23 protein-coding genes and 1 pseudogene are annotated in these 23422 nt (G+C 40.4%); 3 read left to right on the forward strand and 21 right to left on the reverse strand.

Annotated features, from left to right (window positions below):
• Window positions 1-4 precede the first annotated feature (4 nt).
• Window positions 5-433, forward strand: a complete 429-nt coding sequence (locus L5B83_RS05645; protein ID WP_265762293.1) for a hypothetical protein — start codon at window positions 5-7, stop codon at window positions 431-433.
• Window positions 434-542: 109 nt separating this feature from the next.
• On the opposite strand, the gene ligA is transcribed toward L5B83_RS05645, so the two are convergent.
• Window positions 543-2573, reverse strand: coding sequence for an NAD-dependent DNA ligase LigA (ligA, locus tag L5B83_RS05650; protein WP_265777833.1), 2031 nt, complete (start codon window positions 2571-2573; stop codon window positions 543-545).
• Between the two features lie 119 nt (window positions 2574-2692).
• Window positions 2693-3685 carry a cell division protein ZipA gene (gene zipA, locus L5B83_RS05655; protein ID WP_250364080.1) on the reverse strand — a complete coding sequence of 331 codons (993 nt, stop codon included), beginning with the start codon at window positions 3683-3685 and terminating at the stop codon, window positions 2693-2695.
• 149 nt (window positions 3686-3834) lie between these two features.
• Between zipA and cysZ the strand changes: the two genes are divergently transcribed.
• Together cysZ and cysK are read left to right on the forward strand one after the other, a co-directional pair.
• The gene (gene cysZ, locus L5B83_RS05660; RefSeq protein ID WP_250364081.1) at window positions 3835-4683 is read left to right on the forward strand and encodes a sulfate transporter CysZ; all 849 of its coding nucleotides are present in this window, start codon (window positions 3835-3837) and stop codon (window positions 4681-4683) included.
• Between the two features lie 118 nt (window positions 4684-4801).
• Window positions 4802-5752: a cysteine synthase A gene (cysK, locus tag L5B83_RS05665; RefSeq protein ID WP_250364082.1), complete on the forward strand. Its 951-nt coding sequence runs from the start codon at window positions 4802-4804 to the stop codon at window positions 5750-5752.
• A 124-nt stretch (window positions 5753-5876) separates the two neighbouring features.
• Here cysK and L5B83_RS05670 read toward each other — a convergent pair.
• The 19 genes and pseudogenes from L5B83_RS05670 to hisB form a co-directional block, all read right to left on the reverse strand.
• Window positions 5877-6062, reverse strand: a pseudogene (locus L5B83_RS05670) (IS3 family transposase); the annotation flags it as partial.
• 15 nt (window positions 6063-6077) lie between these two features.
• Complete coding sequence (locus L5B83_RS05675; RefSeq protein WP_326938360.1) at window positions 6078-6338, reverse strand: DDE-type integrase/transposase/recombinase; 261 nt, start codon at window positions 6336-6338, stop codon at window positions 6078-6080.
• 237 nt (window positions 6339-6575) lie between these two features.
• The gene (locus tag L5B83_RS05680) at window positions 6576-7721 is read right to left on the reverse strand and encodes an N-acetylneuraminate epimerase (protein WP_265762610.1); all 1146 of its coding nucleotides are present in this window, start codon (window positions 7719-7721) and stop codon (window positions 6576-6578) included.
• A 50-nt stretch (window positions 7722-7771) separates the two neighbouring features.
• Window positions 7772-8755 carry a sialic acid TRAP transporter substrate-binding protein SiaP gene (locus L5B83_RS05685; RefSeq protein WP_250363498.1) on the reverse strand — a complete coding sequence of 328 codons (984 nt, stop codon included), beginning with the start codon at window positions 8753-8755 and terminating at the stop codon, window positions 7772-7774.
• Window positions 8756-9371: 616 nt separating this feature from the next.
• The gene (locus L5B83_RS05690) at window positions 9372-10886 is read right to left on the reverse strand and encodes a DHA2 family efflux MFS transporter permease subunit (protein ID WP_250363606.1); all 1515 of its coding nucleotides are present in this window, start codon (window positions 10884-10886) and stop codon (window positions 9372-9374) included.
• Window position 10887: 1 nt separating this feature from the next.
• Window positions 10888-12057 carry an EmrA/EmrK family multidrug efflux transporter periplasmic adaptor subunit gene (locus L5B83_RS05695; RefSeq protein ID WP_265777834.1) on the reverse strand — a complete coding sequence of 390 codons (1170 nt, stop codon included), beginning with the start codon at window positions 12055-12057 and terminating at the stop codon, window positions 10888-10890.
• Window positions 12058-12069: 12 nt separating this feature from the next.
• A complete protein-coding gene (mprA, locus tag L5B83_RS05700; RefSeq protein WP_265748353.1) occupies window positions 12070-12567 on the reverse strand; it encodes a transcriptional repressor MprA in 498 nt (165 codons plus the stop codon).
• 129 nt (window positions 12568-12696) lie between these two features.
• Entirely contained in the window at window positions 12697-13620 is a 924-nt protein-coding gene (gene era, locus L5B83_RS05705; RefSeq protein ID WP_250350763.1) for a GTPase Era, read from the reverse strand.
• Window positions 13617-14303 (reverse strand): ribonuclease III, encoded by a 687-nt coding sequence (gene rnc, locus L5B83_RS05710; protein ID WP_265777835.1) that lies wholly within the window; start codon window positions 14301-14303, stop codon window positions 13617-13619. Before rnc ends, era begins: the two co-directional genes overlap by 4 nt.
• A 20-nt stretch (window positions 14304-14323) precedes the next feature.
• Window positions 14324-15355, reverse strand: coding sequence for a signal peptidase I (gene lepB, locus L5B83_RS05715; protein WP_250350761.1), 1032 nt, complete (start codon window positions 15353-15355; stop codon window positions 14324-14326).
• A gap of 12 nt (window positions 15356-15367) precedes the next feature.
• Window positions 15368-17161, reverse strand: coding sequence for a translation elongation factor 4 (gene lepA / locus L5B83_RS05720; RefSeq protein ID WP_250350760.1), 1794 nt, complete (start codon window positions 17159-17161; stop codon window positions 15368-15370).
• Between the two features lie 267 nt (window positions 17162-17428).
• Window positions 17429-17947: a chorismate--pyruvate lyase family protein gene (locus tag L5B83_RS05725; RefSeq protein ID WP_265777836.1), complete on the reverse strand. Its 519-nt coding sequence runs from the start codon at window positions 17945-17947 to the stop codon at window positions 17429-17431.
• 9 nt (window positions 17948-17956) lie between these two features.
• Window positions 17957-18583 carry a bifunctional phosphoribosyl-AMP cyclohydrolase/phosphoribosyl-ATP diphosphatase HisIE gene (hisIE, locus tag L5B83_RS05730; RefSeq protein ID WP_265777837.1) on the reverse strand — a complete coding sequence of 209 codons (627 nt, stop codon included), beginning with the start codon at window positions 18581-18583 and terminating at the stop codon, window positions 17957-17959.
• A 1-nt stretch (window position 18584) separates the two neighbouring features.
• Window positions 18585-19364, reverse strand: coding sequence for an imidazole glycerol phosphate synthase subunit HisF (hisF, locus tag L5B83_RS05735; RefSeq protein WP_265777838.1), 780 nt, complete (start codon window positions 19362-19364; stop codon window positions 18585-18587).
• Window positions 19346-20095 (reverse strand): 1-(5-phosphoribosyl)-5-[(5-phosphoribosylamino)methylideneamino]imidazole-4-carboxamide isomerase, encoded by a 750-nt coding sequence (gene hisA, locus L5B83_RS05740; RefSeq protein WP_265777839.1) that lies wholly within the window; start codon window positions 20093-20095, stop codon window positions 19346-19348. Before hisA ends, hisF begins: the two co-directional genes overlap by 19 nt.
• 23 nt (window positions 20096-20118) lie before the next feature.
• A complete protein-coding gene (locus L5B83_RS05745; RefSeq protein WP_265777840.1) occupies window positions 20119-20613 on the reverse strand; it encodes a protein disulfide oxidoreductase in 495 nt (164 codons plus the stop codon).
• Window positions 20613-21206, reverse strand: a complete 594-nt coding sequence (gene hisH / locus L5B83_RS05750; protein WP_265777841.1) for an imidazole glycerol phosphate synthase subunit HisH — start codon at window positions 21204-21206, stop codon at window positions 20613-20615. The genes L5B83_RS05745 and hisH overlap by 1 nt, the downstream gene beginning before the upstream one ends.
• A gap of 15 nt (window positions 21207-21221) precedes the next feature.
• Entirely contained in the window at window positions 21222-22235 is a 1014-nt protein-coding gene (locus L5B83_RS05755) for a PDDEXK nuclease domain-containing protein (RefSeq protein ID WP_265777842.1), read from the reverse strand.
• A gap of 32 nt (window positions 22236-22267) precedes the next feature.
• Window positions 22268-23362 (reverse strand): bifunctional histidinol-phosphatase/imidazoleglycerol-phosphate dehydratase HisB, encoded by a 1095-nt coding sequence (hisB, locus tag L5B83_RS05760; RefSeq protein ID WP_265777843.1) that lies wholly within the window; start codon window positions 23360-23362, stop codon window positions 22268-22270.
• Between the last annotated feature and the right edge of the window lie 60 nt (window positions 23363-23422).

The following is a 23422-nucleotide window of genomic DNA, read 5'->3' on the forward strand; positions in this document are numbered from 1 at the left end:
CTTTATGACAAATAAAAAAAACACAATTATTATTTATATTTTTATACTCTTCACGATTTTAGGAGTGATGGGGGTTTTTTGTAATTTATTGTCAACGGCTATATGTTGTTTCATGTCCTTTGTAGCTATTGTTTTGCATCATAGAAAGAAATACAGGTATTCTCGTCTCATTTGCCTACTATCCATTGTGGGAGTTGTGCTTTGGGTTCCCATTATTTTTTACATCTCTAAAAATACACTTGATACATCCCAATTCTGCCCAGCCTGTTTGGTAGGCGACGATATCCCTAACAATACACCTGATACACTCCTGTCAGGAATAATAATTCCTCTGTTATATATTTTGTTTTCTAATCGCATAAGTAACGCTTTAAAAGCTGTACTTAGAGAGGAACGAAAAAAATTGAAGAATAATAATGCTACAAGAAAATAAGTAATAAGATCAACTAGTTGATTATATTTACTTTTATAAATATTTGCTGAAATAAAGAGCGGTAGAAAATTTCAAGATTTTTTACCGCTCTTTATTATTTTCGGCATAATTAAATTGAATTCGCCATAGCGAGAAATTCTTCTTCGGTTAAAATCTTAACCCCTAATTCAAGGGCTTTGTTGAGTTTTGAACCTGCGTTATCGCCTGCGATCAAATAATCTGTTTTGGCAGAGACACTGCCTGTTACTTTACTGCCGAGTTGTTGCAATAAGGCTTTGGCATCATTGCGTGCCATTTGGGTGAGTGTGCCAGTGAGTACCACGGTTTTACCTTTCAGTGGATTTTTGCCCACTTCTTGCACTTGCACATCGTCCCAGTGTATGCCTTGGTTGATAAGATCATTCACCACATCTACATTATGCTGTTCACGCCAGAAGACAAAAATACGATTTGCCACAACTTCGCCAACATCTGGAACTTCTTGGAGTTGTGCGATCTCTGCCTGTTTAATAGCATCCAGATTTTTGAAATGATTAGCGAGATTTTGCGCGGTCGCTTCTCCAACATCTCGAATGCCTAAGGCAAAAATAAAGCGTGCAAGCGTGGTATTTTTGGCTTTTTCTAAGCTATTTAACGCATTTTCTGCCGATTTTGCCCCCATACGTTCTAAACGCATTAAGGTTACTTCATCTAATTTAAACAGATCCGCTGGGGTGTGAATAAGCTCACGATCTACCAGTTGCTCAATCAGTTTTGCGCCCACACCATCAATATCCATTGCTTTACGAGAAACGAAGTGTTTGAGTGCTTCTTTACGTTGTGCCTCGCAGAATAAACCACCGGTGCAACGCGCTACGGCTTCACCATCAATACGCACGATCACAGAACCACATACAGGACAATGGCTTGGAAAAATAATGGGTTTAGCATCGGCTGGACGACGATCTGCCATTACGCCAATAATTTGTGGGATCACATCACCAGCGCGACGGATAATGACTGTGTCGCCAATAGCGATATTCAAACGTTCGATTTCATCGCCATTATGTAAGGTGGCATTGCTGACGGTAACCCCGCCAACAAAGACCGGTTCAAGTTTTGCCACTGGCGTGATTGCCCCCGTTCTGCCCACCTGAAATTCCACATCATTTAGCACGGTGAGTTCTTCTTGCGCGGGGAATTTATAAGCAATTGCCCAACGTGGTGCTTTGGAAATAAAGCCAAGCTGTTCCTGCAATGCAATATCGTTAATTTTTAGCACCGTACCATCAATGTCGTAGCCTAAATGAGGGCGTTTTTCTGCCATAGTGCGGTAGAATTTCAGCACATTTTCGACACCATTACAGCGTTCAATTTCTTTATTAATAGGAATACCGATAGATTTTAGCCATTGTAGGCGATCAAAATGGGTATTAGGTAGCGACACGCCTTCGGCAACGCCAATACCATAAGCATTCAGCATTAATGGGCGTTGGCGAGTGATTTTGGGATCAAGCTGACGCAATGAGCCTGCTGCCGCATTGCGAGGATTGGCAAAGGTTTTTTCCCCTTTGGCTAACGCCATTTCATTGAGTTTTTCAAAACCTGCTTGTGGCATAAACACTTCACCGCGAACTTCCAAACGTGCGGGGGGGGTATCAGTTAAAAGTTGCAAAGGAATATTGCGAATGGTACGAATATTCGCCGTGATGTCCTCTCCAGTCGTTCCATCGCCACGGGTGGCGGCTTGGGTGAGGATACCATTTTCATACAAAATACTTACCGCTAAACCATCTAATTTGGGTTCACAACAGAAGGTTAATGGATCGGGCAACACGCCCAAACGATCTTGAATACGTTTTACAAAGGCAGTAAATTCCTCATCAGAAAATGCGTTATCTAAGGACAGCATTGGAATTTCGTGGGTTACCTGAGCAAAGCCCGAAAGCGGTTTTGCCCCCACGCGTTGGGTGGGCGAATGGCTATCCGCAAATTCAGGATATTCCTGTTCTAATTGTTTAAGTTTTTTAAATTTTTTGTCATATTCATAATCAGATATTCTTGGGGCATCTAGTACATGATATTCGTATTCTGCACGCATCAATTTCTTTTTTAATAGTTTGATTTCTCTTCTTATACTTTCTAAATTTGCTTTTTTCATTGTAACTTTCCTTCTAAAAAATCATCGCACTGTTGTTTTACCACAAGGCAAATAATTAAGGCGGACACTTTGGCCCGCCATTTGCGATAAAAGAAAGTGCGGTGCTTTTTTCTGTCTTTTTAAGCACTCACTTTGGCGAAATACGTTTTTTCCGCATTGTCATCAAAAATTTCTTGTTTATCGGTAAGTACAAAACCACCCAGTTCTTCGGCAATGGTTTTGGCGGCACGGATCATCATTCGCAAATTGACTAAATCATTACCGTGCGACGGTAGTTGCATAAATAACGCAATGCCGACTGTGTAGAAATCTGCCATATTGTTTGGATCAAACGTACCGGGCTGTTGAATATTTGCTGCACTGAATAGCACAGGGCTTGCAACGCTGAGATCCAAATGGCGGTGGTAAATTTGTTGATGTCCAAAAAGAAAACCAAGGTCATCAAGCACTTTGGCTAACTCCGCCCCATTAAAATCACGATTTTCTGGTGAGACGACATAGAGCATTAGAAAATCTGCTGCTTGCGTGGTCTGTTCTTCTTCCACTTGTGGTGTTGGCGTGTTTTCTGCGACTTCCTCAAATTCGATGGTTGGACGTTCACGTTCAATTTGAAGGTGAGTTTCAGACGCGCTAGCTAGCACCTCAGATAATTTGTGTTCGGCGTGAATTCCTTCATCAGTATTGAGCGTTGCTTCAATTTCGGAGATGGTTGCCGTTGCCAAATGTTGGGGTGTTTGATAGTTCACAACTGGCTCAACACTGGCTTGAATGGGTTCTGGCTCATTTGGCAAGCTAATTTTAATTTGATTAATTGCCTGCTCTACATTTTGAGATTCTTCTCGTTGCGGTGTTGAAAAGGTATATTGTTCAGCCTCAAAATCTAAATGCTGTTGGGCTGGCTGAAGGTTTTCAGGCACAGATTGTGAAGCATTTTCATTCTGAATGTGCTGATTAATATTTTCTTGTGGCTGGCGAACGCGATAATCTTTGCTAAATGTATTTCCATTTTCAAAAATTTGCGATTTTTCACGGCGGTTAGACCATATCCCGTGAGCCACTAAAACGATTAAGGCAATTACCCCTAAAATAATCAAAATAGTATTCAAATCCATTACTTGCATTCTCCCAACATTGAGCTAAAGGGCGGAATAAATTTGCCGATAGCTTACCATATTTTGCAAATTCGGTGATATGTAAAAATTGATTTTTTTTACCGCACTTTGTATGCTACATCGCATTTTATTTGATTAGGAAACAAAAAATGTTACAAGCAAAGGAACTCAGCGAAGGTTTTCATTATTTCGTGATGGGCTGGCATTTGATTACACAAAAAGGCTTAAGACGTTTTGTTATTATGCCGGTTTTGCTCAATATCCTATTACTTTCAGGCTTGTTTTGGCTATTTATCAGTAATATTGGTGGATTAATTGATGAATTGATGAGTTATGTGCCTGATTGGTTAGCGTGGCTTAGTGGGATTTTGTTAGCATTATCCATTTTTATGATTTTAACCCTGTTTTATTTTGCATTTACTATGCTTTCAGGCTTTATTGCCGCCCCGTTTAATGGCTTATTAGCGGAAAAAGTGGAGCAAAGGCTCACGGGGGAAAATCTGATTGATATGAGTACAATTGATTTCCTCAAAGATATTCCTCGAATGTTAGGGCGAGAATGGCAAAAATTATGGTATAGCCTACCCAAAATAATTGCCTTGTTTTTATTAAGTTTTATCCCTGTATTAGGGCAATCCGTGGTGCCTGTGCTAACCTTTTTATTTACCGCGTGGATGATGGCGATTCAGTATTGTGATTATCCTTTTGATAACCATAAAATTCCTTTTCGCATTATGCGTAATGAATTAGGCGAAACGCGTACGCTCAGCTTAACCTTTGGTAGCTTAGTAACTTTTTGTACTTTTGTACCAGTTATTAATTTAGTGATTATTCCCGTCGCAGTATGCGGTGCAACAGCAATGTGGGTGGTAAAATATCGAGATAATGCCTTATTTGAATTTAAACCACATAAGCAGTCAGCGCAAAATCACCGCACCAAAATTGTTAATCATCAACAAGAGCAATTAAAACATCAGCCAAATCGTTTTATTAATTAGTTGAAATGAGTGCGTAAATAGCCGTTGGTTATAAAATATAGCCAACGGCTATTTTTTATCGCAGAAAAACTATGCTAAAACTAACCGCACTTTCAATTAAATTAAATAGGTGAACACAATGACGATTTACAGTGATAATTCTTATTCAATCGGCAATACGCCATTAGTCCGTTTAAAACATTTTGGTAATAATGGAAATCTGGTCGTAAAAATTGAAGGGCGAAATCCAAGTTTTAGTGTGAAATGCCGTATTGGGGCGAATATGATTTGGCAAGCGGAAAAAGACGGCATTCTCACCAAAGAGAAAGAAATTGTTGATGCCACTAGCGGTAATACAGGCATCGCACTCGCTTATGTGGCAGCAGCGCGAGGTTATAAACTGACCCTCACTATGCCTGAAACAATGAGTTCTGAGCGTAAACGTTTATTAAGAGGTTTAGGTGTCAATCTAGTGCTAACAGAAGGCGCAAAAGGAATGAAAGGGGCAATTGCCGCCGCAGAAGAAATTGTGGCCAGTGATCCTAACCGTTATGTGATGCTTAAACAATTTGAAAATCCAGCGAATCCTGATATTCATCGTCAAACTACGGGAGTAGAAATTTGGAATGACACAGAAGGCAAGGTAGATGTTGTGGTAGCTGGCGTGGGAACTGGTGGAACAATCACAGGGATCTCACGTGCGATCAAACTAGATAAAGGGAAACAAATTCTTTCTGTTGCCGTTGAACCCGAAGAAAGTCCAGTCATTACGCAAACCTTAAATGGCGAAGAAGTGAAACCCGGTCCACATAAAATCCAAGGTATTGGTGCAGGGTTTATCCCGAAAAACCTTGATCTTTCTTTAATTGATCGCGTAGAGCAGGTAAACAGTGAAACCGCTATTGCCACAGCTCGCCGTTTAATGGCGGAAGAAGGTATTTTAGCGGGGATTTCATCAGGTGCGGCGGTCGCAGCAGCCGATCGTCTTGCAAAATTGCCTGAATTTGCCGATAAACTGATCGTTGCGATCCTTCCTTCCGCCGCAGAGCGTTATTTAAGTACCGCATTGTTTGAAGGGATTGAGGGGTAATCGTCATTTTACAATGAATAGACTAAGGGATTTATTTTACGGAATAAATCCTTTTTTAATGATAAAAAAGAGCATCTTGAAAGATAGAATTGATCTGCCCCCAAAAGTTGGACAGGTTGTTAAACTATAAATACTGCGTTCTGTATTGAACAGGACTCAGTCCTTTTAACGCCATTTTAATACGCTTTTGGTTGTCATACACCACATATTTCTCAAGTTCAGCTTGCAATTCTGCTATCGACGTATAGCTACGCGTATAAAAACACTCGGATTTCAAAATCGCAAAGAAACGCTCAATCACCGCATTATCATAGCAATTCCCGCGTCAGCTCATACTCGGTATCGCGCGCCCCTCCAGCATTTTTCGCCAAGCGTTTGTACGATAAAGAACGCCTTGGTCGCTGTGAATAATGGGGCAATCCGTCGCAATTAATTGGCTTAACCCTTGCTCCAGCATCTTTTTTACCAAAGGAAAATTGGGGCGCCTCGCAAACTGATAGGCGATAATTTCGAGATTCGCCAAATCTATTAACACTGAAAAATACAGCTTCTCCCGCCCAATATGAAATTCGGTCACATCCGTCACCCATTTCTAATTCAGTTTTGTCGCAGTAAAATCACGATTCAGCACATTTGGCGCAATCAAAGCGGTCTTACCTCGCTTTCCGTGCCTTTTCTTGCGAACAATTGACTGAATTTGCAACGCCCTCATTAATTTCAGTGCGGTTTTATGATTCAACATAAAACCAATTTGACGTAATTTTTTAAATTTTATGAAAAAAGCCCCGCAAGCGGGGCCTTGTCTTACATTTATCGGTCTGTGTTATTCAACAACCAGTTTTTTTCCATCATAACTCATTGTTTGAACTGAGGTGAGGGCTTTTCCTCCTTGACCTTCACCACCGATTAATAGCACTTTGTTGTCATAGCTTACACTCACGCCATAACCAATTGGTTCTGGCAAGTTACCAATGATTTTCCAAGTCCCTTTTTTGGCATTGAGTGCATAAACATCACTATGCCACGTTTTTTTCAACCCACCAGTGCGGTGTGCATCGTTGATACCATTTTGATAATTTGCACGTGCGCCCGGGAAGTTTGCCCCACCTGTTACAATATAGTTACCGTAACTGTAGCCCCCCATTGCGCCCGCAATCCCTTCTTGTTGTTTTTGCCCTTTCGGTGTTGGTAAATCACCCAATTTTTTCCAAGTCACTCCATTTTTACCGATCGTACCAAGCTCCGTGGTTTGGGTTCGCAATCCTGCTTTTACTTCTCCGTTTACAACAAGAAGTTTGTTATCCTTAATTGCCACCGCAGCTCCTGCTCGTCCTGAGTAGGGGAAAATGCCTTCATTACGCCACGTGTTAGTAGCTGGCTCATAGCTGACAATTTCTGGTGAGAAGAAGAAATCTTGTACGCGTAAATTGAAATAAGGATCAAAAATGGCTTTTTCTTTGTCTTTATCGCCACCTGCGGCAGCAATATCTTGGAAAAGCCCATTCCAAATTTCTTGGTTAATGCCACCGACAAAATAAATTTTACCGTTAGTTTCAGCAACACTTGCCCCTACGGCAGAGCGTGGGGAACGGGTTTGCAATTTTGTCCACGAGTTTGTTTCTGGATCATAGCGATAAGCATCATTAATCACTTGATTTTTTGCTACATCCGTATCTTGAAAACCGCCAAATACATAGAGCTTGCCCTCTACGCCCGCAGAAACGGGTTGATTACGTTTTCCACCGGGGAAAGCAGGTAATTCTTGCCATTTAGCATCTTTCTCTTTTAGGTTAAGAGAATAAAATTTATCTCCCCCTGTTCCTAAACCAACATAAACGGTATCGCCAATTAATGCCCCTGTTCCGCTTTTAATCCCGACTGGCAAATCAGGATATTGGCTTGCTTGTGCAGCAAAAGCTGTCATTGCAATTGCTGCAAATAATGCACTGTGTAATGCTGTTTTTTTCATATTGACCTCTTGTCGTTAAGGTTATTGCTTAAAGTGAGCAAGCAAACCGCTTATTTAGCTAACTCAGAGATTTCTTTTACAGCTTGTTTTCCAACTTCACCATTCTTTTTCAAATATTCATCATAGTACGGTTGTAATGCCGCTTTGAAGGGGGCAAGATCGGGTTGTGTGACCGTTACGCCTTTTTCTTTGAAGAAAGCAATTAATTCATTTTCACCGTCCACAAATAATTTAGTGTGATAATCGGCTGCTTTAAGTGCGGCTTCTTTTACTACCGCTTTTAAATCATCAGGTAATTCATCAAGGGTTTCATTACTGATAACGTAAAGTTGATCGTTTAAAATGTGGTTAGTTAATGCTAAGTATTTTTGCACTTCATAGAATTTTTGCGCTTGAATGGTTGGTAATGGGTTTTCTTGCCCATCTACCGCATTAGTTTGTAACGCAAGATACACCTCAGAGAACGCCATTGGTGTTGGCGTTGCACCGACATATTTAGCGAAAGCAAGGTTCGTTGCGGCATTTGGCACGCGCAGTTTTAAGCCTTTCATATCTGCAATGCTATTAATTGGGCGGTTTGACGTGGTTTGACGCGTACCGTTATAACCGATAGAAAGTACACTTACGCCTAATTCTTTATTAATTTTAGCGAATAAGTTTTTACCAAAGTTGGTTTCTAACACCGCTTTTTTCGCCACATCAAAGTTTTTCAACATATAAGGCAGTGCGAATACCTCTGCTTCTGGGTAGAAAATTTGGAAACGTGCAGATTCTGCGAGCGTGAAGTCTAATGCGCCATCTTTAAGTTGCTTAAGCATCACACGGTCATCACCAAGTTGAGCGCTTGGGAAAATTGCTACTTCAATTTTACCTTGAGATTTGTCTTTTACTTCTTTCGCAAAGAACTCAACCGCTTTGTATTCATTGGAGCTTGTACCAGCAACCATACCAAATTTTAGGTTATAGTCTGCGGCAAACACCGAAGTAGATAGACCTAAACATAATGTAGCAAGAGCAAGTTTATTTAATTTCATTGCAATTCTCCTTTCATTGATTTGCAGAGTAGAACATTTCAATCTAAATGGTTAGGGCGTATTCTCTTTGGGGATACGACGAGACCAAATAACGGAGGGAACGACCTAATGGCCATATAATAAATGAAGTAATATTTCATTACTGAGAGCTATATCACAAAATTGAAAAAAGATTAAAAAACTTTTTAAGCATTTTTATCTTGAATTTACTTGAGTTTAAACGTATTGGATATTTTGCAATATGAAATGATACTCCATTTTATTTGGACTTTGCAAAAATATCAGTGCGGTATTTTTTTATCAAATTTTTTAGTTCTTACCATTGAAGTTAAAAATTCAGATAAAGCAGTAATATGAATAAAATAACGAGATAAAGAAATAGAGGGTATTTGGACATCAAATAATGATAAAAAATAGAAAAACAAAAAAGTTAGCTGCGTATAGTTATGAATATATTCAAGCATTTTTCAAGTTACTAAATATTGTTCATCGCTCTGTTATCTAATAATGCCTTTTTTACATCCTACTTTACCTGTGGGCCACTTAGGTCAAATTTTAGAGGGTTGAACAAAAAATGCTTATTTTTCTACCGCACTTTATTTTTTCTATTGCTTTACTAATGTTTATTACCAAATGGCGGTTTGGCAAACCACACCACGATAAAAAGCAACATAAACATTATCGCAGACAACCAGAAAATCTCATTTGCGCCAATAATAAATCCCTGCGCGGTGATGGTTCTTGCGAGAGACATTGAGGTTTGCGTTTCGCTCAAACCTAGCTCTGCCATTGTGTTGTAATAAGCTTGGGCGTTGAGATTATAAGGATTGATCGCTTCTGTAAATTGCGTGTGATGTATTGCCTCACGGTTATACCATAAGAAGGTGGTCAGCGAAGTACCAATTGAACCTGCAAGGGTTCGTAAAAAATTAAATAAGCTAGAAGCTGATGCCATTTTTTCTGCGGGTAAACCGGATAAGGTAATGGTGGTGAGTGGCATAAAAAAGCAAGCCACAGCGATTCCTTGGATAAGCTGTGGTAATGCTACATCAGCAAAGGTCATTGAAGGCTCAAAAGTAACGGCACGCCAATGGAAAGTTAAGGCATACACCATAAAACTGATCGTAACTAAAATTCGCATATCAATTTTGTAGCCAAAACGCCCAATAATAGGCGAAAGTAGAATGGGGAATAATCCTACTGGGGCGGCGGCAAGCCCTGCCCAAGTGGCGGTATAGCCATAAACTTGTTGTAATAAGAGCGGAATTAGGACGACTGAACCAAGATAAATCAAAAATGCGAGGCTAGTACACAAGCAACCCACACTAAAATTACGTGATTTAAATAAGGAAATATCCACAACAGGGTTATCCTCAGTCAATTCCCAAATAATTAAGGCAATTAATGCAATGGCGGAAATCACAGTAAGCACGACAATTTCAGTAGAATTAAACCAATCTTGCTCACGCCCTTGGTCAAGCATTAATTGTAAACAACCCACGCCGATAACAAGCAAGATTAATCCCATCATATCAATAGGTTGCTGATAAGTTTTGGTTTCCCGCTTAGCTAAAATTTTCCAACTTAGAAAAATGACACACAATCCAATCGGCACGTTAATAAAGAAAATCCACCCCCAGTGTAGATTATCACTAATCCAACCACCTAAAATTGGACCAAAAATAGGTGCAACAACCACCGTCATTGACCAGAATGCTAATGCCATACTGCGTTTTTGCGGGGGATAGTTGTTCAATAATAAACTTTGGGAAAGTGGGATAATTGGCCCTGCCGCAAGTCCTTGAAAAATACGGCATAAGATCAACATTTCTAAACTATGAGAAATACCACATAGCCAAGAAGCAAGCACAAATAAGCCGGTAGCAATTAAAAACAAGCGCACTTCGCCAAAACGTTTTGCCAGCCAGCCTGTAATGGGAATTGAAACGGCATTTGCAACCCCAAAGGAAGTAATGACCCAAGTACCTTGGCTAAACGATGCCCCCAGATCGCCTGCAATCGTCGGGATTGCCACATTGGCAATGGTCGAATCTAACACTTGCATAAAGGTGGCAAGGGACAGCGCAATCGTCATTACTGCCAGTGCGGCACCTTGAACAGGTTTTTGCATATTATTCACCTGCATTAGCTTGAATAATTTGTTCTGCTAATGTATTTACAGGACTTAGGTCATAATCTAATGCCTGCGTTTGATACAACACTTCGCTTGCACGAGGTTCGCGCAACACCTTACCGCGCGTATCCGCCACATTCACTTCCACTGTGGCAGAAAGCCCAAGCCGTAATGGATATTTTTTCATTTGGTCAGGATCTAAATCAATCCGCACTGGCACACGCTGTACCACTTTAATCCAGTTACCTGTGGCATTTTGAGCAGGAAGAAGCGAAAAAGCACTGCCTGTTCCCATTTCTATCCCACTCACGGTGCCATCAAATTTTACGTCATCGCCATATAAATCGAAGACTAATTTTACCGGCTGACCAATCCGCATTTTACGCAGTTGGGTTTCCTTAAAATTCGCATCAACCCACATTGTTTGATTGGATACCACTGCCATTAAAGGGCTACCTACTGCCACTTTTTGCCCCACTTGCACATTACGACGTGCAACATAGCCATCAACAGGGCTAACAATTTTGCTACGTTGTAAATTCAACCAGGCGAGGGTTAAGGCACTCACGGCATTCTTCACCGCTGGTTGCTCGCGTAACGGCAAATTCCCTAATAAGGCTTGATTCGCCGCTAATTGGTTCTGCGTAGCTTGTAGATCCGCTTGTGCAATATTCACCGCGTCTTTGGCGTGTTGTAAGGTTTCCTTATCAATAGATCCTGTTTTAGCTAACTGCTCACGGCGTTGTAAATCGCCTTTTGCTTTATTAAGTGCGGTGCTTTTTGCATCTAAAATGGATTGCAATTGCTTCACCGTAAAACCTAACTGCTCAATTTGACGCACACTACTGGCTAAATTATCTTGGGCTTGCTGAAAGTGCAATTTGAGATCCGTATCATCAAGCTCAAGAAGAACGTCACCCGTATGGACAAAATCCATATTATCTACGTTAATTTTGCTTACGTTGCCGTTCACTTGGGACGAAATTATCACTTGGTTACCTGACACATAAGCGTCTTCTGTTTCCTCGTAATTTCTTACAAAGAAAAACCAATAAACGCTGGTAATTATCGCGATGAGAAGTAGTATAGTAATAAAATATCCCAGTGCTTTTTTACGTTTCGCATTTTTACTTAATACCGGTTTTTTATTTTCAGTTTGTTCTGTCATTGACTTCACCTATTAAAGATTTTCTAAACTGGTTAGCAGTTTAAGTAATAATTTTTTTAATTGTTGCTGCTCTTGTTCATCTAACACAGAAAAAAGTTGATCCACTTGCTTCCATTGATTGGGCAAAAGTTGTTCTAAAAATTGTATTCCTTGCGGCGTAAGGGTTAATAAAAAGCCACGCCGATCCCCTTGTACTTCCGTGCGTGCTAACCACGCACGCTTTACTAATTCATCAGCAATACGTGTTGCATTGGTTTTTGAATAACCAAAAATTTCACTTAATTGACTGGGTTGTAAAGCATAGCTGGGCTGGCAATATAGCACAACTAATGCCATAAAAAGGGTATCATTGAGCTGATATTTTTTAAGCAACTGATTTCGTTTTTCCACATAACGACTACTATTATGCAAAAGTAAACGAGCCAAAAGAATTTGTTCTACTGGCATTGCAGGATTATTCTTCGCCGATTGGCGAATCAACATTTCTTGATCCGAAAAAGAGAGTGGCATAAAACAATTGATTAGTAGAAAATAAACTGCGTAATAGTAACGCACGTAACTATTTGTGTCAAAAAATACCGCACTTTCTTTTTCCTTAATGTATAAAGTGCGGTGCTTTTTACTTAAATAAAAATAGCCTTACTCTTCCATATATCCTAGACTACGCAATGCTCTTTCATCATCAGCCCAGCCGGATTTTACTTTCACCCAAAGTTCTAGATGCACTTTGTTGTCAAATAAACGTTCCATATCAGCACGCGCTTCTGTGCCAATGACTTTGATTTTTTGTCCCTTATTTCCAATCACCATTTTTTTCTGACCTTCTCGCTCAACGAGGATGAGTCCATTGATTTCATAAGTGCCACGTTCATTTGTTTTGAATTGTTCAATTTCTACCGTAACCGAATAAGGGAGTTCTTCGCCCATAAAACGCATTAATTTTTCACGAATGATTTCTGATGCCATAAAGCGTTGCGAACGGTCGGTAACGTAATCTTCAGGGAAGTGATGAACTCCTTGACGTAATGATTGGCGTACAATTTTCTCTAGTTCTTGTACGTTATTGCCACGTTGTGCAGAAATAGGAATAATGGCTTTAAAGTCAAATTTTTGGCTGATTTCTGTAATGAAAGGCAGCAAGGCCTCTTTATCTTTGATGTTGTCAATTTTGTTTATCGCTAACACCACTGGCGCTTTAGCTCGGCGAAGTTTATTCAATACCATTTCATCATCGTCGTTCCAGTGCGTGCCATCTACCACAAAGATAATTAAATCCACATCGCCAATTGCACTGCTTGCTGCTCGGTTCATTAAGCGGTTAATTGCACGTTTTTCTTCAATATGTAATCCGGGGGTATCAACATAGATAGCTTGATAAGCGCCTTCAGTGTGAATTCCCACAATACGATGACGTGTTGTTTGTGCTTTTCTTGAAGTAATGGAAATCTTTTGCCCTAAGATTTTATTCAATAAGGTTGATTTTCCAACGTTTGGACGCCCTACGATAGCAATAAATCCACAATAAGTGGGATGTTCGTGCTGATGTTCTGTTGTTTGTGTCATTTTATATCCAATATTTTTAAGATTTGTTGTGCGGCGGCTTGTTCGGCTTTGCGACGGCTAGAACCAACGCCAATAAAAGTGCGGTCAATTTTTTTTACGTTTTCCACACGGCATTCAACGGTGAAAGTTTGATTATGTGCTTCACCTCTGATATTGACGACATTGTAGCTAGGAAGTGGCAGATGATCTGCTTGCAAATATTCTTGTAAGCGAGTTTTTGGATCTTTCTGATTTTCACCCGGCTTAATCTCACGTAATAACCGTTGATACCATAAATGTGTTACTTCGGTACTTGTGGTAAGATCGCGATCGAGTGAAATTGCGCCAATAATCGCTTCCATACAATCAGCAAGGATAGAGGCTCGACGAAAACCGCCGCTTTTTAACTCGCCAGAGCCTAATAGCATATACTCGCCTAATTCAAATTCTTTGGCGAGTTGAGCCAACGTTGGTTCACGCACAAGGGTTGCACGCATACGTGTGAGTTCGCCTTCATTGCATTGAGGAAATTGTTGATATAAAGCATTGGCGATAGTGTAGTTCAAAATTGCATCACCTAAAAATTCCAAGCGTTCATTATGGTTTTTTGCGGCACTTCGGTGAGTCAGTGCTTGTTTGAGCCAATTGATATCTTGGAATTGATAGCCGATGTTACGCTGTAAGCGATCTAAGTTTTTTGTCATTGTGTTGATTATTCAATTTTTTATTTAATTGTGCTAAACATTCTGTCAAAACGCAGACCCGTTGGCCATTCGCCTTGTTTTTTATCAAGGCTTAACCAAATATATTTTGCTTTGCCTACAATATTTTTTTCTGGCACAAAACCCCAAAAACGGCTGTCTGCACTGTGATTACGGTTATCTCCCATTACAAAATATTCGCCTTGTGGCACAACCCATTCTGTAATGTAATTTTGTTGCTTGTCATAGCCTTGATATAAATAAGTCGCATTCGGTGGCTGTGGATCCCAATGAATTTGATGTGTAACATCGCCTGTTTCGGTTACTTTCAATGGGTGCATATCGCTATATATCGGTTTACCTTGACGGTCTTGCCCAATAATAATGTTGAAATCTGTATCGGGCTGCGGTTCGTTATAGGTAAATTCTTTTGTTACGCAATTTTCTGTACATTCTTTGCCATCTTTGCCATAAGTAATTGTGATGTGGCGATCGACTTCATTATATTTAATGCGATCCCCAGGAATGCCAACAATGCGTTTAATGTAATCTACGCTCGGCTCTGGCGGGGCTTTAAACACGATAATATCACCACGTTGCGGTTTGCCTGTTTCAATCAAGGTGTTTTGAAAAACAGGATCTTTAATGCCGTAAGCATATTTTTCTACTAGTAGAAAATCGCCAACTCGTAAAGTCGGCTCCATAGAACCTGATGGAATTTGGAATGGCTCAAATAAGAAAGAGCGTAAAATTAAGACAAATGCGAGTACTGGAAAAAGTGAAGCTAAAAATTCACCGCCTTCTGAAATCGGTTCAATGCTGGCTTTTTCTTCCTCAGTTAAAGGTTTTCCACTACGTTGCTCTGCACGGGTAATTTGGCGGTGACGTTTTGGTAAAACAGCAAAACGGTAATAGCACCATAAGATCCCGCAAACAGCGGTGAATAAAATAAGTACAATAGTGAACGTATTCGGTAAGGCTAAATGTTCTAAATATCGCCAAATACCATAACCGACTGCGACAAGTAGCACAAAAAATAAATTTGATTTTGACATAATGCTTCCTTATTAGTCTTTACCAACGTGTAAGATAGCTAAAAACGCTTCTTGTGGCACTTCAACGTTACCTAAAGACTTCATTCGTTTTTTACCTTCTTTTTGTTTCTGCAACAGTTTTTTCTTACGACTGACATCGCCACCGTAACATTTAGCTAGGACGTTTTTACGTAATTGTTTCACCGTTGAACGCGCAATAATGTGGTTACCAATAGCTGCTTGAATGGCAATATCAAATTGCTGACGTGGAATGAGTTCACGCATTTTTTCAACCAATTCACGACCACGATAAGGGGCGTTATCTTTGTGTACAATTAAAGCAAGGGCATCAACACGCTCACCATTGATCATAATATCCACACGTACCATCTCTGAGGCTTGGAAACGTTTGAAACCATAATCTAATGATGCATAGCCACGAGACGTAGATTTAAGACGATCAAAGAAATCAAGCACCACTTCTCCCATTGGGATTTCATAAGTCAGCGCCACTTGGTTGCCGTGATAGACCATATTGGTCTGCACACCTCGTTTTTCAACACAGAGCGTGATGACATTACCTAAATAAGTTTGTGGCAAGAGCATATTACATTCTGCAATCGGCTCACGAATTTCACTAATATTATTAAGTGGGGGTAATTTTGATGGACTATCCACATAAATCACTTCACCATTGGTTTGCAACACTTCATACACTACTGTTGGGGCAGTGGTAATTAAATCAAGATTATATTCACGTTCTAAACGCTCTTGAATAATTTCCATATGCAATAAGCCTAAGAATCCGCAACGGAAACCAAAGCCCAGAGCGGTAGAATTTTCTGGCTCATAGAATAGAGAGGCATCATTTAGGCTCAATTTACCTAAGGCATCACGGAATGCTTCATAATCATCTGAACTAATTGGGAATAAGCCCGCATAAACCTGTGGTTTGACTTTTTTAAAGCCCGGTAACGCGGTGCTTGCTGGATTATTATGTAGGGTTAAGGTATCCCCTACTGGCGCGCCTAAAATATCTTTAATCGCACATACAACCCAACCAACTTCACCACAATTTAATACTTGAGTATCCACTTGTTTCGGGGTGAAAATGCCTAAGCGATCTACGTTGTAAGATTGCCCTGTGGACATCACTTTAATCTTATCACCTTTGCGTAAGGTACCATTTTTAATACGTACAAGAGAAACCACGCCAAGGTAATTATCGAACCAAGAATCAATAATTAAGGCTTGTAGTGGGGCATTAGGATCGCCTTCAGGTGCGGGGATTTTTTTTACGATTTCTTCTAGTACATCTTCAATGCCTTGCCCGGTTTTGGCAGAACAACGTACCGCATCCAGTGCATCAATACCAACAATATCTTCAATCTCTTCCGCAACACGCTCTGGCTCAGCCGCAGGCAAGTCAATCTTATTGAGGATTGGCACGACTTCCAAATCCATTTCAATGGCGGTATAACAGTTTGCCAAGGTTTGGGCTTCCACGCCTTGTCCCGCATCAACCACTAACAATGCGCCTTCACAAGCCGCAAGAGAACGCGATACCTCGTAAGAAAAATCCACGTGTCCCGGCGTATCAATAAAATTCAGCTGATAGGTTTCGCCATCTTTCGCTTTATAATTGAGTGTGACGCTTTGCGCTTTAATGGTGATCCCACGCTCACGCTCTAAATCCATTGAATCTAACACTTGCTCTGCCATTTCACGGTCAGACAGCCCCCCACAGGTCTGAATTAAACGATCTGAAAGGGTTGATTTCCCGTGGTCAATATGCGCAATGATTGAAAAGTTACGAATGTTTTTCATATTATTCTAAATAAACTAAACTCTAAAATTTGACAAAATTTAACTGGTCGATTGTACCTGAATATCGGTTTTTACGCTATATGAAAGAAAAGGATTTCTGTTTTTATTAGAGCTATCTAAGCTAGATAATAGCAGTCTTTTTGTCTTAGGCTTTATTTTTCAACTTAAATTAAAAAAGCCAATACCTTATAAAAACTCTAACCACTCAATTTTAGGATTACACAAAGGGCTTTTCCTTATCCAACTATCTCAACGTTGAATAGGAATTTAGTCGTTATCTGTGATAGCACCAAAAAGAAAGCGAGGTAAAAACAATTCTTTAATCTGTAATCCATAGCCTTTCAACTCAAAATCTGAATAACGTGCATATAAGCCAGTTTCAGGATCTTGTCGCCAATAAAGAGAGGTGCGTTGTATGGGTTGTTTGAATAACCACAGGCCAATAGGTTCATTATCTAGTTGCAATACATATTGTGCGACGTTATCAACGGTATCTTTAGGCAGGCGTGTTTGTGCAAAAATCCAAGGGATGCCATCTCCTTTCAGCAATACTTCACGTAGCCAGATATCATTAAGTGCGATGCTTTTTTCGGAAGTTTTTGTCGAGGAATTTGTTTGCCAGCCCTGATGAATGACCTCCACGGAAAGTTGCTGGCAGGCTTGTTGCAATTTCTGCGTTAGCGAACCTTGATGCTGTATCCATTGCGCTATTTCAGGTGTGGCAAAATGCCCTGATGTTTGCCAATCAGGGCGAGAGAGTAATTGACGGTAGTGTGCAAAATCCATTTTTTAGACTTATTTTTGATGCCGTTCTTTCAGCTTCGCAATCACATCTGCCCAGCTTAAATTCGCGTCTTGCAGTAACACGGTTAAGTGATAGGCTAAATCTGCTGCCTCGCAAATGGTTTCCTCACGATCTTTTACTGTTGCTGCCAGTGCGGTTTCCACTCCTTCTTCCCCCACTTTTTGTGCGATGCGTTTTGTGCCGCGTGAATACAAATGGGCGGTGTAAGAACTTTCAGGATCAGCCCCTTTGCGGTTCGCAATTAAACGTTCTAATTTACTAAAAAAGATCCAATCTGGCTCATCTTGTTTTTCAAATTGATGAAAACAACTTTCCGCCCCAGTATGACACGTTTCGCCAATGGGATTGGCAAGAATTAATAGGGTGTCATTATCACAATCCAAACTCATATCCACCACATTAAGGAAATGCCCTGAAGTTTCTCCTTTTGTCCAAAGACGTTGCTTGGTGCGAGAATAAAAGGTAACCTGTTTTTCTGAAAGGGTTTTTTCTAGTGCTTCAGGGTTCATATAGCCTAGCATTAGCACTTCGCAAGTCGTCGCATTTTGCACGATAACCGGAAGTAAGCCGTCCACTTTTTGCCAGTTGATTTTGGCTTTTAATACTTGATTTGTCATTTTATTCCTCACCTCTCACTTCAACTTTTTCATTGCGTAAATAACGTTTTAATTCATCAATATCAATAATCCGCTTATGAAACACGCTTGCTGCCAATGCACCGTCCACATTCGCTTCAATAAAGGCATCGCGGAAATGCACCATTTCGCCAGCACCGCCAGAGGCAATCAGTGGCACGTTGCATACTTCACGCACTTTTTTAAGTTGCATTAAATCATAGCCATTACGTACACCGTCTTGGTTCATCATATTTAGCACAATTTCCCCCGCTCCGCGTTGTTGTACTTCTTTGACCCAATCTAATAACTGCCAATTCGTTTGGCGTGTACGTTTTTCATCGCCGGTATATTGATTAACCCAGTATTTTCCGGTTTCTTGCTCAAACCAACTATCAATACCAACCACAATGGCCTGAACACCAAATCGCTCCGCTAACCGTGTAATTAATGTGGGATCAGCAAGTGCGGGGGAATTTATTGAGATTTTATCCGCACCAAAAGTAAAAATTTGCTCCGCATCTGCAATGGTTTTAATTCCTCCTGCGACACAAAACGGAATATTGATTTCTTTCGCTACCCGTTCCACCCAGCTTTTATCCACTGTGCGCCCGTCTGATGAGGCCGTGATGTCGTAAAACACCAGTTCGTCCGCCCCCTCTTCTGCATAGCGTTTTGCCAAAGGAACAATATCCCCAATAATTTCGTGATTGCGAAATTGCACACCTTTTACCACCTGTCCATCACGCACGTCTAAACAAGGAATTATCCGTTTTGCCAACATTGAATCGCCTCCGCTAGGTTAAATTTTCCTTCTAATAATGCACGCCCGACAATCACGCCTGAGACGCCAGTGCCTTTTAATGCGGCAATATCTGCCAGTGAGCCAATACCGCCAGAAGATTGAAATTCAATCTGTGGGAAAGCGGCGCAAATTTCTTGGTATAAGGCGACATTGGAGCCTTGCAATGTACCATCACGGGAAATATCCGTACAAAGGACGTGTTGTAAGCCCACTTGATGGAACTCCTCAATGACTTGTTCTAAAGTAAGTGGGCTAGTTTCTTGCCAGCCGTGAATGGCAATGCGTTTTTTACCCTCTACAATATGAATATCTAAGGCAAGAACAAATTTTTCTGCGCCATATTGAGTGAACCATTGTTTCACCATTTCAGGTTGTTTTACTGCCGTTGAACCAATCACCACGCGATTAGCACCGACGGAGAGTAAATCTGCCACATCTTGCTCCGTGCGGATACCGCCTCCCACTTGAATATTGGCTTGGGTTGCCGCAATGATTTCACCAATAAGCTTGGTTTGACGTTTGCTTGGATCTTTCGCTCCCGTTAAATCTACCAAATGCAACTGCTTCGCACCTTGCGATAAATAATGCTGAAATTGAGCAATGGGGTCATCGCTATATTGTGTTTGCTGCGCGTAATCCCCTTGATATAAACGCACCACTTTGCCGTCAATGAGATCAAGTGCGGGGATAATTTGTGATGTTTTTTTCATTGTTATTTTCTCTTTTGGGTTTATTAACTAAGCCATAAACGTAATTTTAAGCCCCAAGGACTACTTAATCCTGTGGTGGTATGCACAATTTTACCATTTTTAATAATGATAATACTTGGTGTTACCTGAATTTGCCATTGGGCGGAAAGCTCGCCTTGTGGATCATTTATCGTTAAAAAATCATATTGATGGTGTTGTAAATAGGCTTGTACCGCCTGATCATCGCCCGATTTTAACGCCACGCTAATGACTTGTATGCCCTCCTTGGCAAGGCTTGCGATGCTTGGTGAAGTCAGTGAACAAATACTGCACCAACTTCCCCAAAAGTAAAGTAGCACGGGCTTTTCTTTACTGAGTTTGGCTAACTGAATGCGTTCTCCCGCCAACGTTATCAATGGTTGTTGCAAGGCATTTTCAGGGGCATTGGGACGACGCCAATAATCTATTGCGAGAGAGATAACGCCAAACAATAAGACAAAAATGAGCAGATTTTTCACCGCACTTTGGATTTTGTTCATTACAGATTTTCCATAAAATTGCGCAATAATTGTTCGCCTACTTTGCCTGAGCGCTCAGGGTGAAATTGCACGCCATAGAAATTTTTTCTCGCAATCGCTGCAGAAAATGGCACGCCATAATCGCAGGTAGCAATCGTATTTTCATTTGGCAAAACGGCATAGCTATGCACAAAATAAAAATAGCTGTCTTGCGGAATGTTTTTAAATAATGGGTGATTATCCTGATAATTTACCTTATTCCAGCCCATATGGGGTAATGGTAACCCTTTATTTGGCAAACATTGCGTGTTACCGCGAATAAGTTTCAGCGTTTCCACATCACCTTCCGTAGAATAATCTGTCATTAGCTGCATTCCCAAACAGATGCCTAAAACCGGCTGCGTAAGCTGAGTTAAAACGTGGGTTAATTGACGGGCTTGCATACTTTGCATTGCGGCTAATGCCGTTCCCACTCCCGGTAAAATAAGCTTTTCAGCACGCTGAATTTGGGCAAGATCATCGGTAATATCCGCTTGATAGCCTAATCGCTCAAACGCAAATTTCACCGAAGAAAGATTAGCACAGCCTGTGTTGATGATAGTAATGGTTTGCATTGTTTTCTGAGTATCCTAGTTTTCTTGTTGTTTTTGTTCAAAATTTTCAATTTCTTTGCGTATTTCTGTCAGCAATAATTCTTCCGACGGTAGATAAAGTTGATATTGACTAGCAAAAATTTGCTGTTGATTTTCAGGTAAGGAAAATTTCACTACGCTATCATTTTTATCTGCACATAATAAAATTCCAATAGTTGGATTTTCTCGTGGCAGCTTTTCAACACGATCAAAATAATTGACATACATTTGTAACTGTCCTAAATCCTGATGGGTTAATTTATGGGTTTTGATTTCGATAATCACAAAACATTGCAGTAAGCGATTATATAAAACGAGATCCACGAAAAAATCATCCCCCTCAAGATGTAAACGTTTCTGCCGTGCAACAAAAGAAAAACCATTACCTAATTCAAGCAAAAATTCCTGTAAATGGGTAATAATCGCTTGTTCAAGATCTTTTTCATAATAGGCACTTTCACGTTGCAGCCCGAGAAATTCCAACACCATAGGATCTTTAATAATCTGTTTAGGATCATTAGGGATAAGCTGATTATTCGCCACTGCAAGCACGGTTTCTTTGTCATTACTTAACAGTAAACGTTCATATAAACTGCTATTAATTTGACGTTCTAACTGACGAGAACTCCAATTATTCTTGATACTTTCGGCAATGTAAAATTCGCGTTTATCAGGATCATTAATGCGTAAAAGCAGGCGATATTGTGTCCAGTTCAATTGTGAACGCAGTGCGTTCACAATTGGAAAGGTACGATAGAATTGGCGATACCAATTAAGGTTACGATAAGAAAACGTATTGCCAAACTCTGGTTCAAGCTGCTTTGCCAGATATTTAATTAAGTAAGTTCCATAATCCGCCCGGGCTTGCCCCTGCTGTTCTTCCTCGAAAATACGTTTACCAATGTGCCAATACATCTGCACTCGTTGGAAATCCACCGCGCGCACTGCATTTTCACGAGATTGCGCGATGATTTGTTTAATATCAGTAATGATGGTTGTGTTACTTAGCATAGTCATTTCCCTTCAGATTTTACCCATAAGAATTAGAGTACCCCCTTACTACTCGGCAATTCATTCCCTTCAATTTTAATCGCTTGTCTTAATGTTCGTCCAAACACTTTAAACAAACTTTCAATTTTATGGTGATCATTATCGCCTTCAGCGTTTAAATGCAAGGTTGCTAACAGGGTAAATGCGATAGATTGGAAGAAATGTTCCGTCATTTCAGTACTGAAATCACCAACTTTTTCACGTTTAAATTGTGCATTAAATTTAATAAATGGGCGACCGGAAAGATCCATTGCACATTCGGCTCGACATTCATCCATTGGCAATACGAAGCCAAAACGGGCGATGCCACGTTTATCACCAATGGCTTGTTTCAGTGCCGTGCCTAAGGCAAGGGCGGTATCCTCAACCGTGTGATGTTCATCAATCCAAAGGTCGCCTTTGCAATACACATTCATTCTAAAACCGCCGTGCGTGGCAATTTGATCAAGCATATGATCAAAAAAACCCACGCCTGTTTTGATGTCATTATGTCCTGTTTCGTCTAGCCATACTTGAACTTTAATCTCTGTTTCTTTCGTTTTTCGTTCTACTTCAGCATAGCGTGGCTGACGGTTTCCTATGTTAGTAACAGGTTCGCCTAATAATTTTTCACTGATTAGATCCCAGTTTAATTTTTCAGGATGATATTGTAAGGCTCGAATGCCTAAATTTTCCGCCAATTGCACATCGGTTACACGATCGCCAATGACAAAACTGGTGGCGGGGTCAAATAATTCACGGTCGATATATTTTTGCAATAATTTGGTTTTTGGCTTACGGCAATCACAGTTATCTTCAGGCTTGTGCGGACAAATCAGCACATCGTCAAATTCAATACCTTGCGAGTTAAACAACGTCATCATTGCATTATGAGGGGCATCAAAATCAGCCTGTGGAAAAGAGGCAGTACCTAAACCATCTTGGTTACTGACCATAACAAAGCGATATTTGTTTTTTAATTTGAGTAAGGCTGGGATAACGTTTTTTTCAAATTTTAATTTTTCTAGGCTATCAATTTGAAAGTCTGTTTTCGGTTCATCAATTAAGGTTCCGTCTCGATCAATAAATAAAATAGATTGTTGTGTCATTGGTGTTTCCTTATAAAGTAAAGTTGCGTGTTTAATATTATCATCAGAAAATAAGATAAA

Origin of the sequence: Avibacterium sp. 21-599 (assembly GCF_026226765.1) — a bacterium.
Lineage (GTDB): Bacteria > Pseudomonadota > Gammaproteobacteria > Enterobacterales > Pasteurellaceae > Avibacterium.

Coding starts and splice junctions, on each gene's coding strand:
- hisF (WP_265777838.1), bottom strand. CDS start 19,364: ATGTTGGCAAAACGGATAATTCCTTGTTTAGACGTGCGTGATGGACAG.
- zipA (WP_250364080.1), bottom strand. CDS start 3,685: ATGGATTTGAATACTATTTTGATTATTTTAGGGGTAATTGCCTTAATC.
- L5B83_RS05690 (WP_250363606.1), bottom strand. CDS start 10,886: ATGCAAAAACCTGTTCAAGGTGCCGCACTGGCAGTAATGACGATTGCG.
- L5B83_RS05755 (WP_265777842.1), bottom strand. CDS start 22,235: ATGCTAAGTAACACAACCATCATTACTGATATTAAACAAATCATCGCG.
- L5B83_RS05725 (WP_265777836.1), bottom strand. CDS start 17,947: ATGGATTTTGCACACTACCGTCAATTACTCTCTCGCCCTGATTGGCAA.
- rnc (WP_265777835.1), bottom strand. CDS start 14,303: ATGACAAAAAACTTAGATCGCTTACAGCGTAACATCGGCTATCAATTC.
- L5B83_RS05745 (WP_265777840.1), bottom strand. CDS start 20,613: ATGAACAAAATCCAAAGTGCGGTGAAAAATCTGCTCATTTTTGTCTTA.
- mprA (WP_265748353.1), bottom strand. CDS start 12,567: ATGCCACTCTCTTTTTCGGATCAAGAAATGTTGATTCGCCAATCGGCG.
- hisB (WP_265777843.1), bottom strand. CDS start 23,362: ATGACACAACAATCTATTTTATTTATTGATCGAGACGGAACCTTAATT.
- era (WP_250350763.1), bottom strand. CDS start 13,620: ATGACACAAACAACAGAACATCAGCACGAACATCCCACTTATTGTGGA.
- hisH (WP_265777841.1), bottom strand. CDS start 21,206: ATGCAAACCATTACTATCATCAACACAGGCTGTGCTAATCTTTCTTCG.
- hisIE (WP_265777837.1), bottom strand. CDS start 18,583: ATGACAAATCAAGTATTAAAAGCCAAAATCAACTGGCAAAAAGTGGAC.
- L5B83_RS05685 (WP_250363498.1), bottom strand. CDS start 8,755: ATGAAATTAAATAAACTTGCTCTTGCTACATTATGTTTAGGTCTATCT.
- L5B83_RS05645 (WP_265762293.1), top strand. CDS start 5: ATGACAAATAAAAAAAACACAATTATTATTTATATTTTTATACTCTTC.
- ligA (WP_265777833.1), bottom strand. CDS start 2,573: ATGAAAAAAGCAAATTTAGAAAGTATAAGAAGAGAAATCAAACTATTA.
- cysZ (WP_250364081.1), top strand. CDS start 3,835: ATGTTACAAGCAAAGGAACTCAGCGAAGGTTTTCATTATTTCGTGATG.
- lepA (WP_250350760.1), bottom strand. CDS start 17,161: ATGAAAAACATTCGTAACTTTTCAATCATTGCGCATATTGACCACGGG.
- L5B83_RS05695 (WP_265777834.1), bottom strand. CDS start 12,057: ATGACAGAACAAACTGAAAATAAAAAACCGGTATTAAGTAAAAATGCG.
- L5B83_RS05680 (WP_265762610.1), bottom strand. CDS start 7,721: ATGAAAAAAACAGCATTACACAGTGCATTATTTGCAGCAATTGCAATG.
- hisA (WP_265777839.1), bottom strand. CDS start 20,095: ATGAAAAAAACATCACAAATTATCCCCGCACTTGATCTCATTGACGGC.
- cysK (WP_250364082.1), top strand. CDS start 4,802: ATGACGATTTACAGTGATAATTCTTATTCAATCGGCAATACGCCATTA.
- lepB (WP_250350761.1), bottom strand. CDS start 15,355: ATGTCAAAATCAAATTTATTTTTTGTGCTACTTGTCGCAGTCGGTTAT.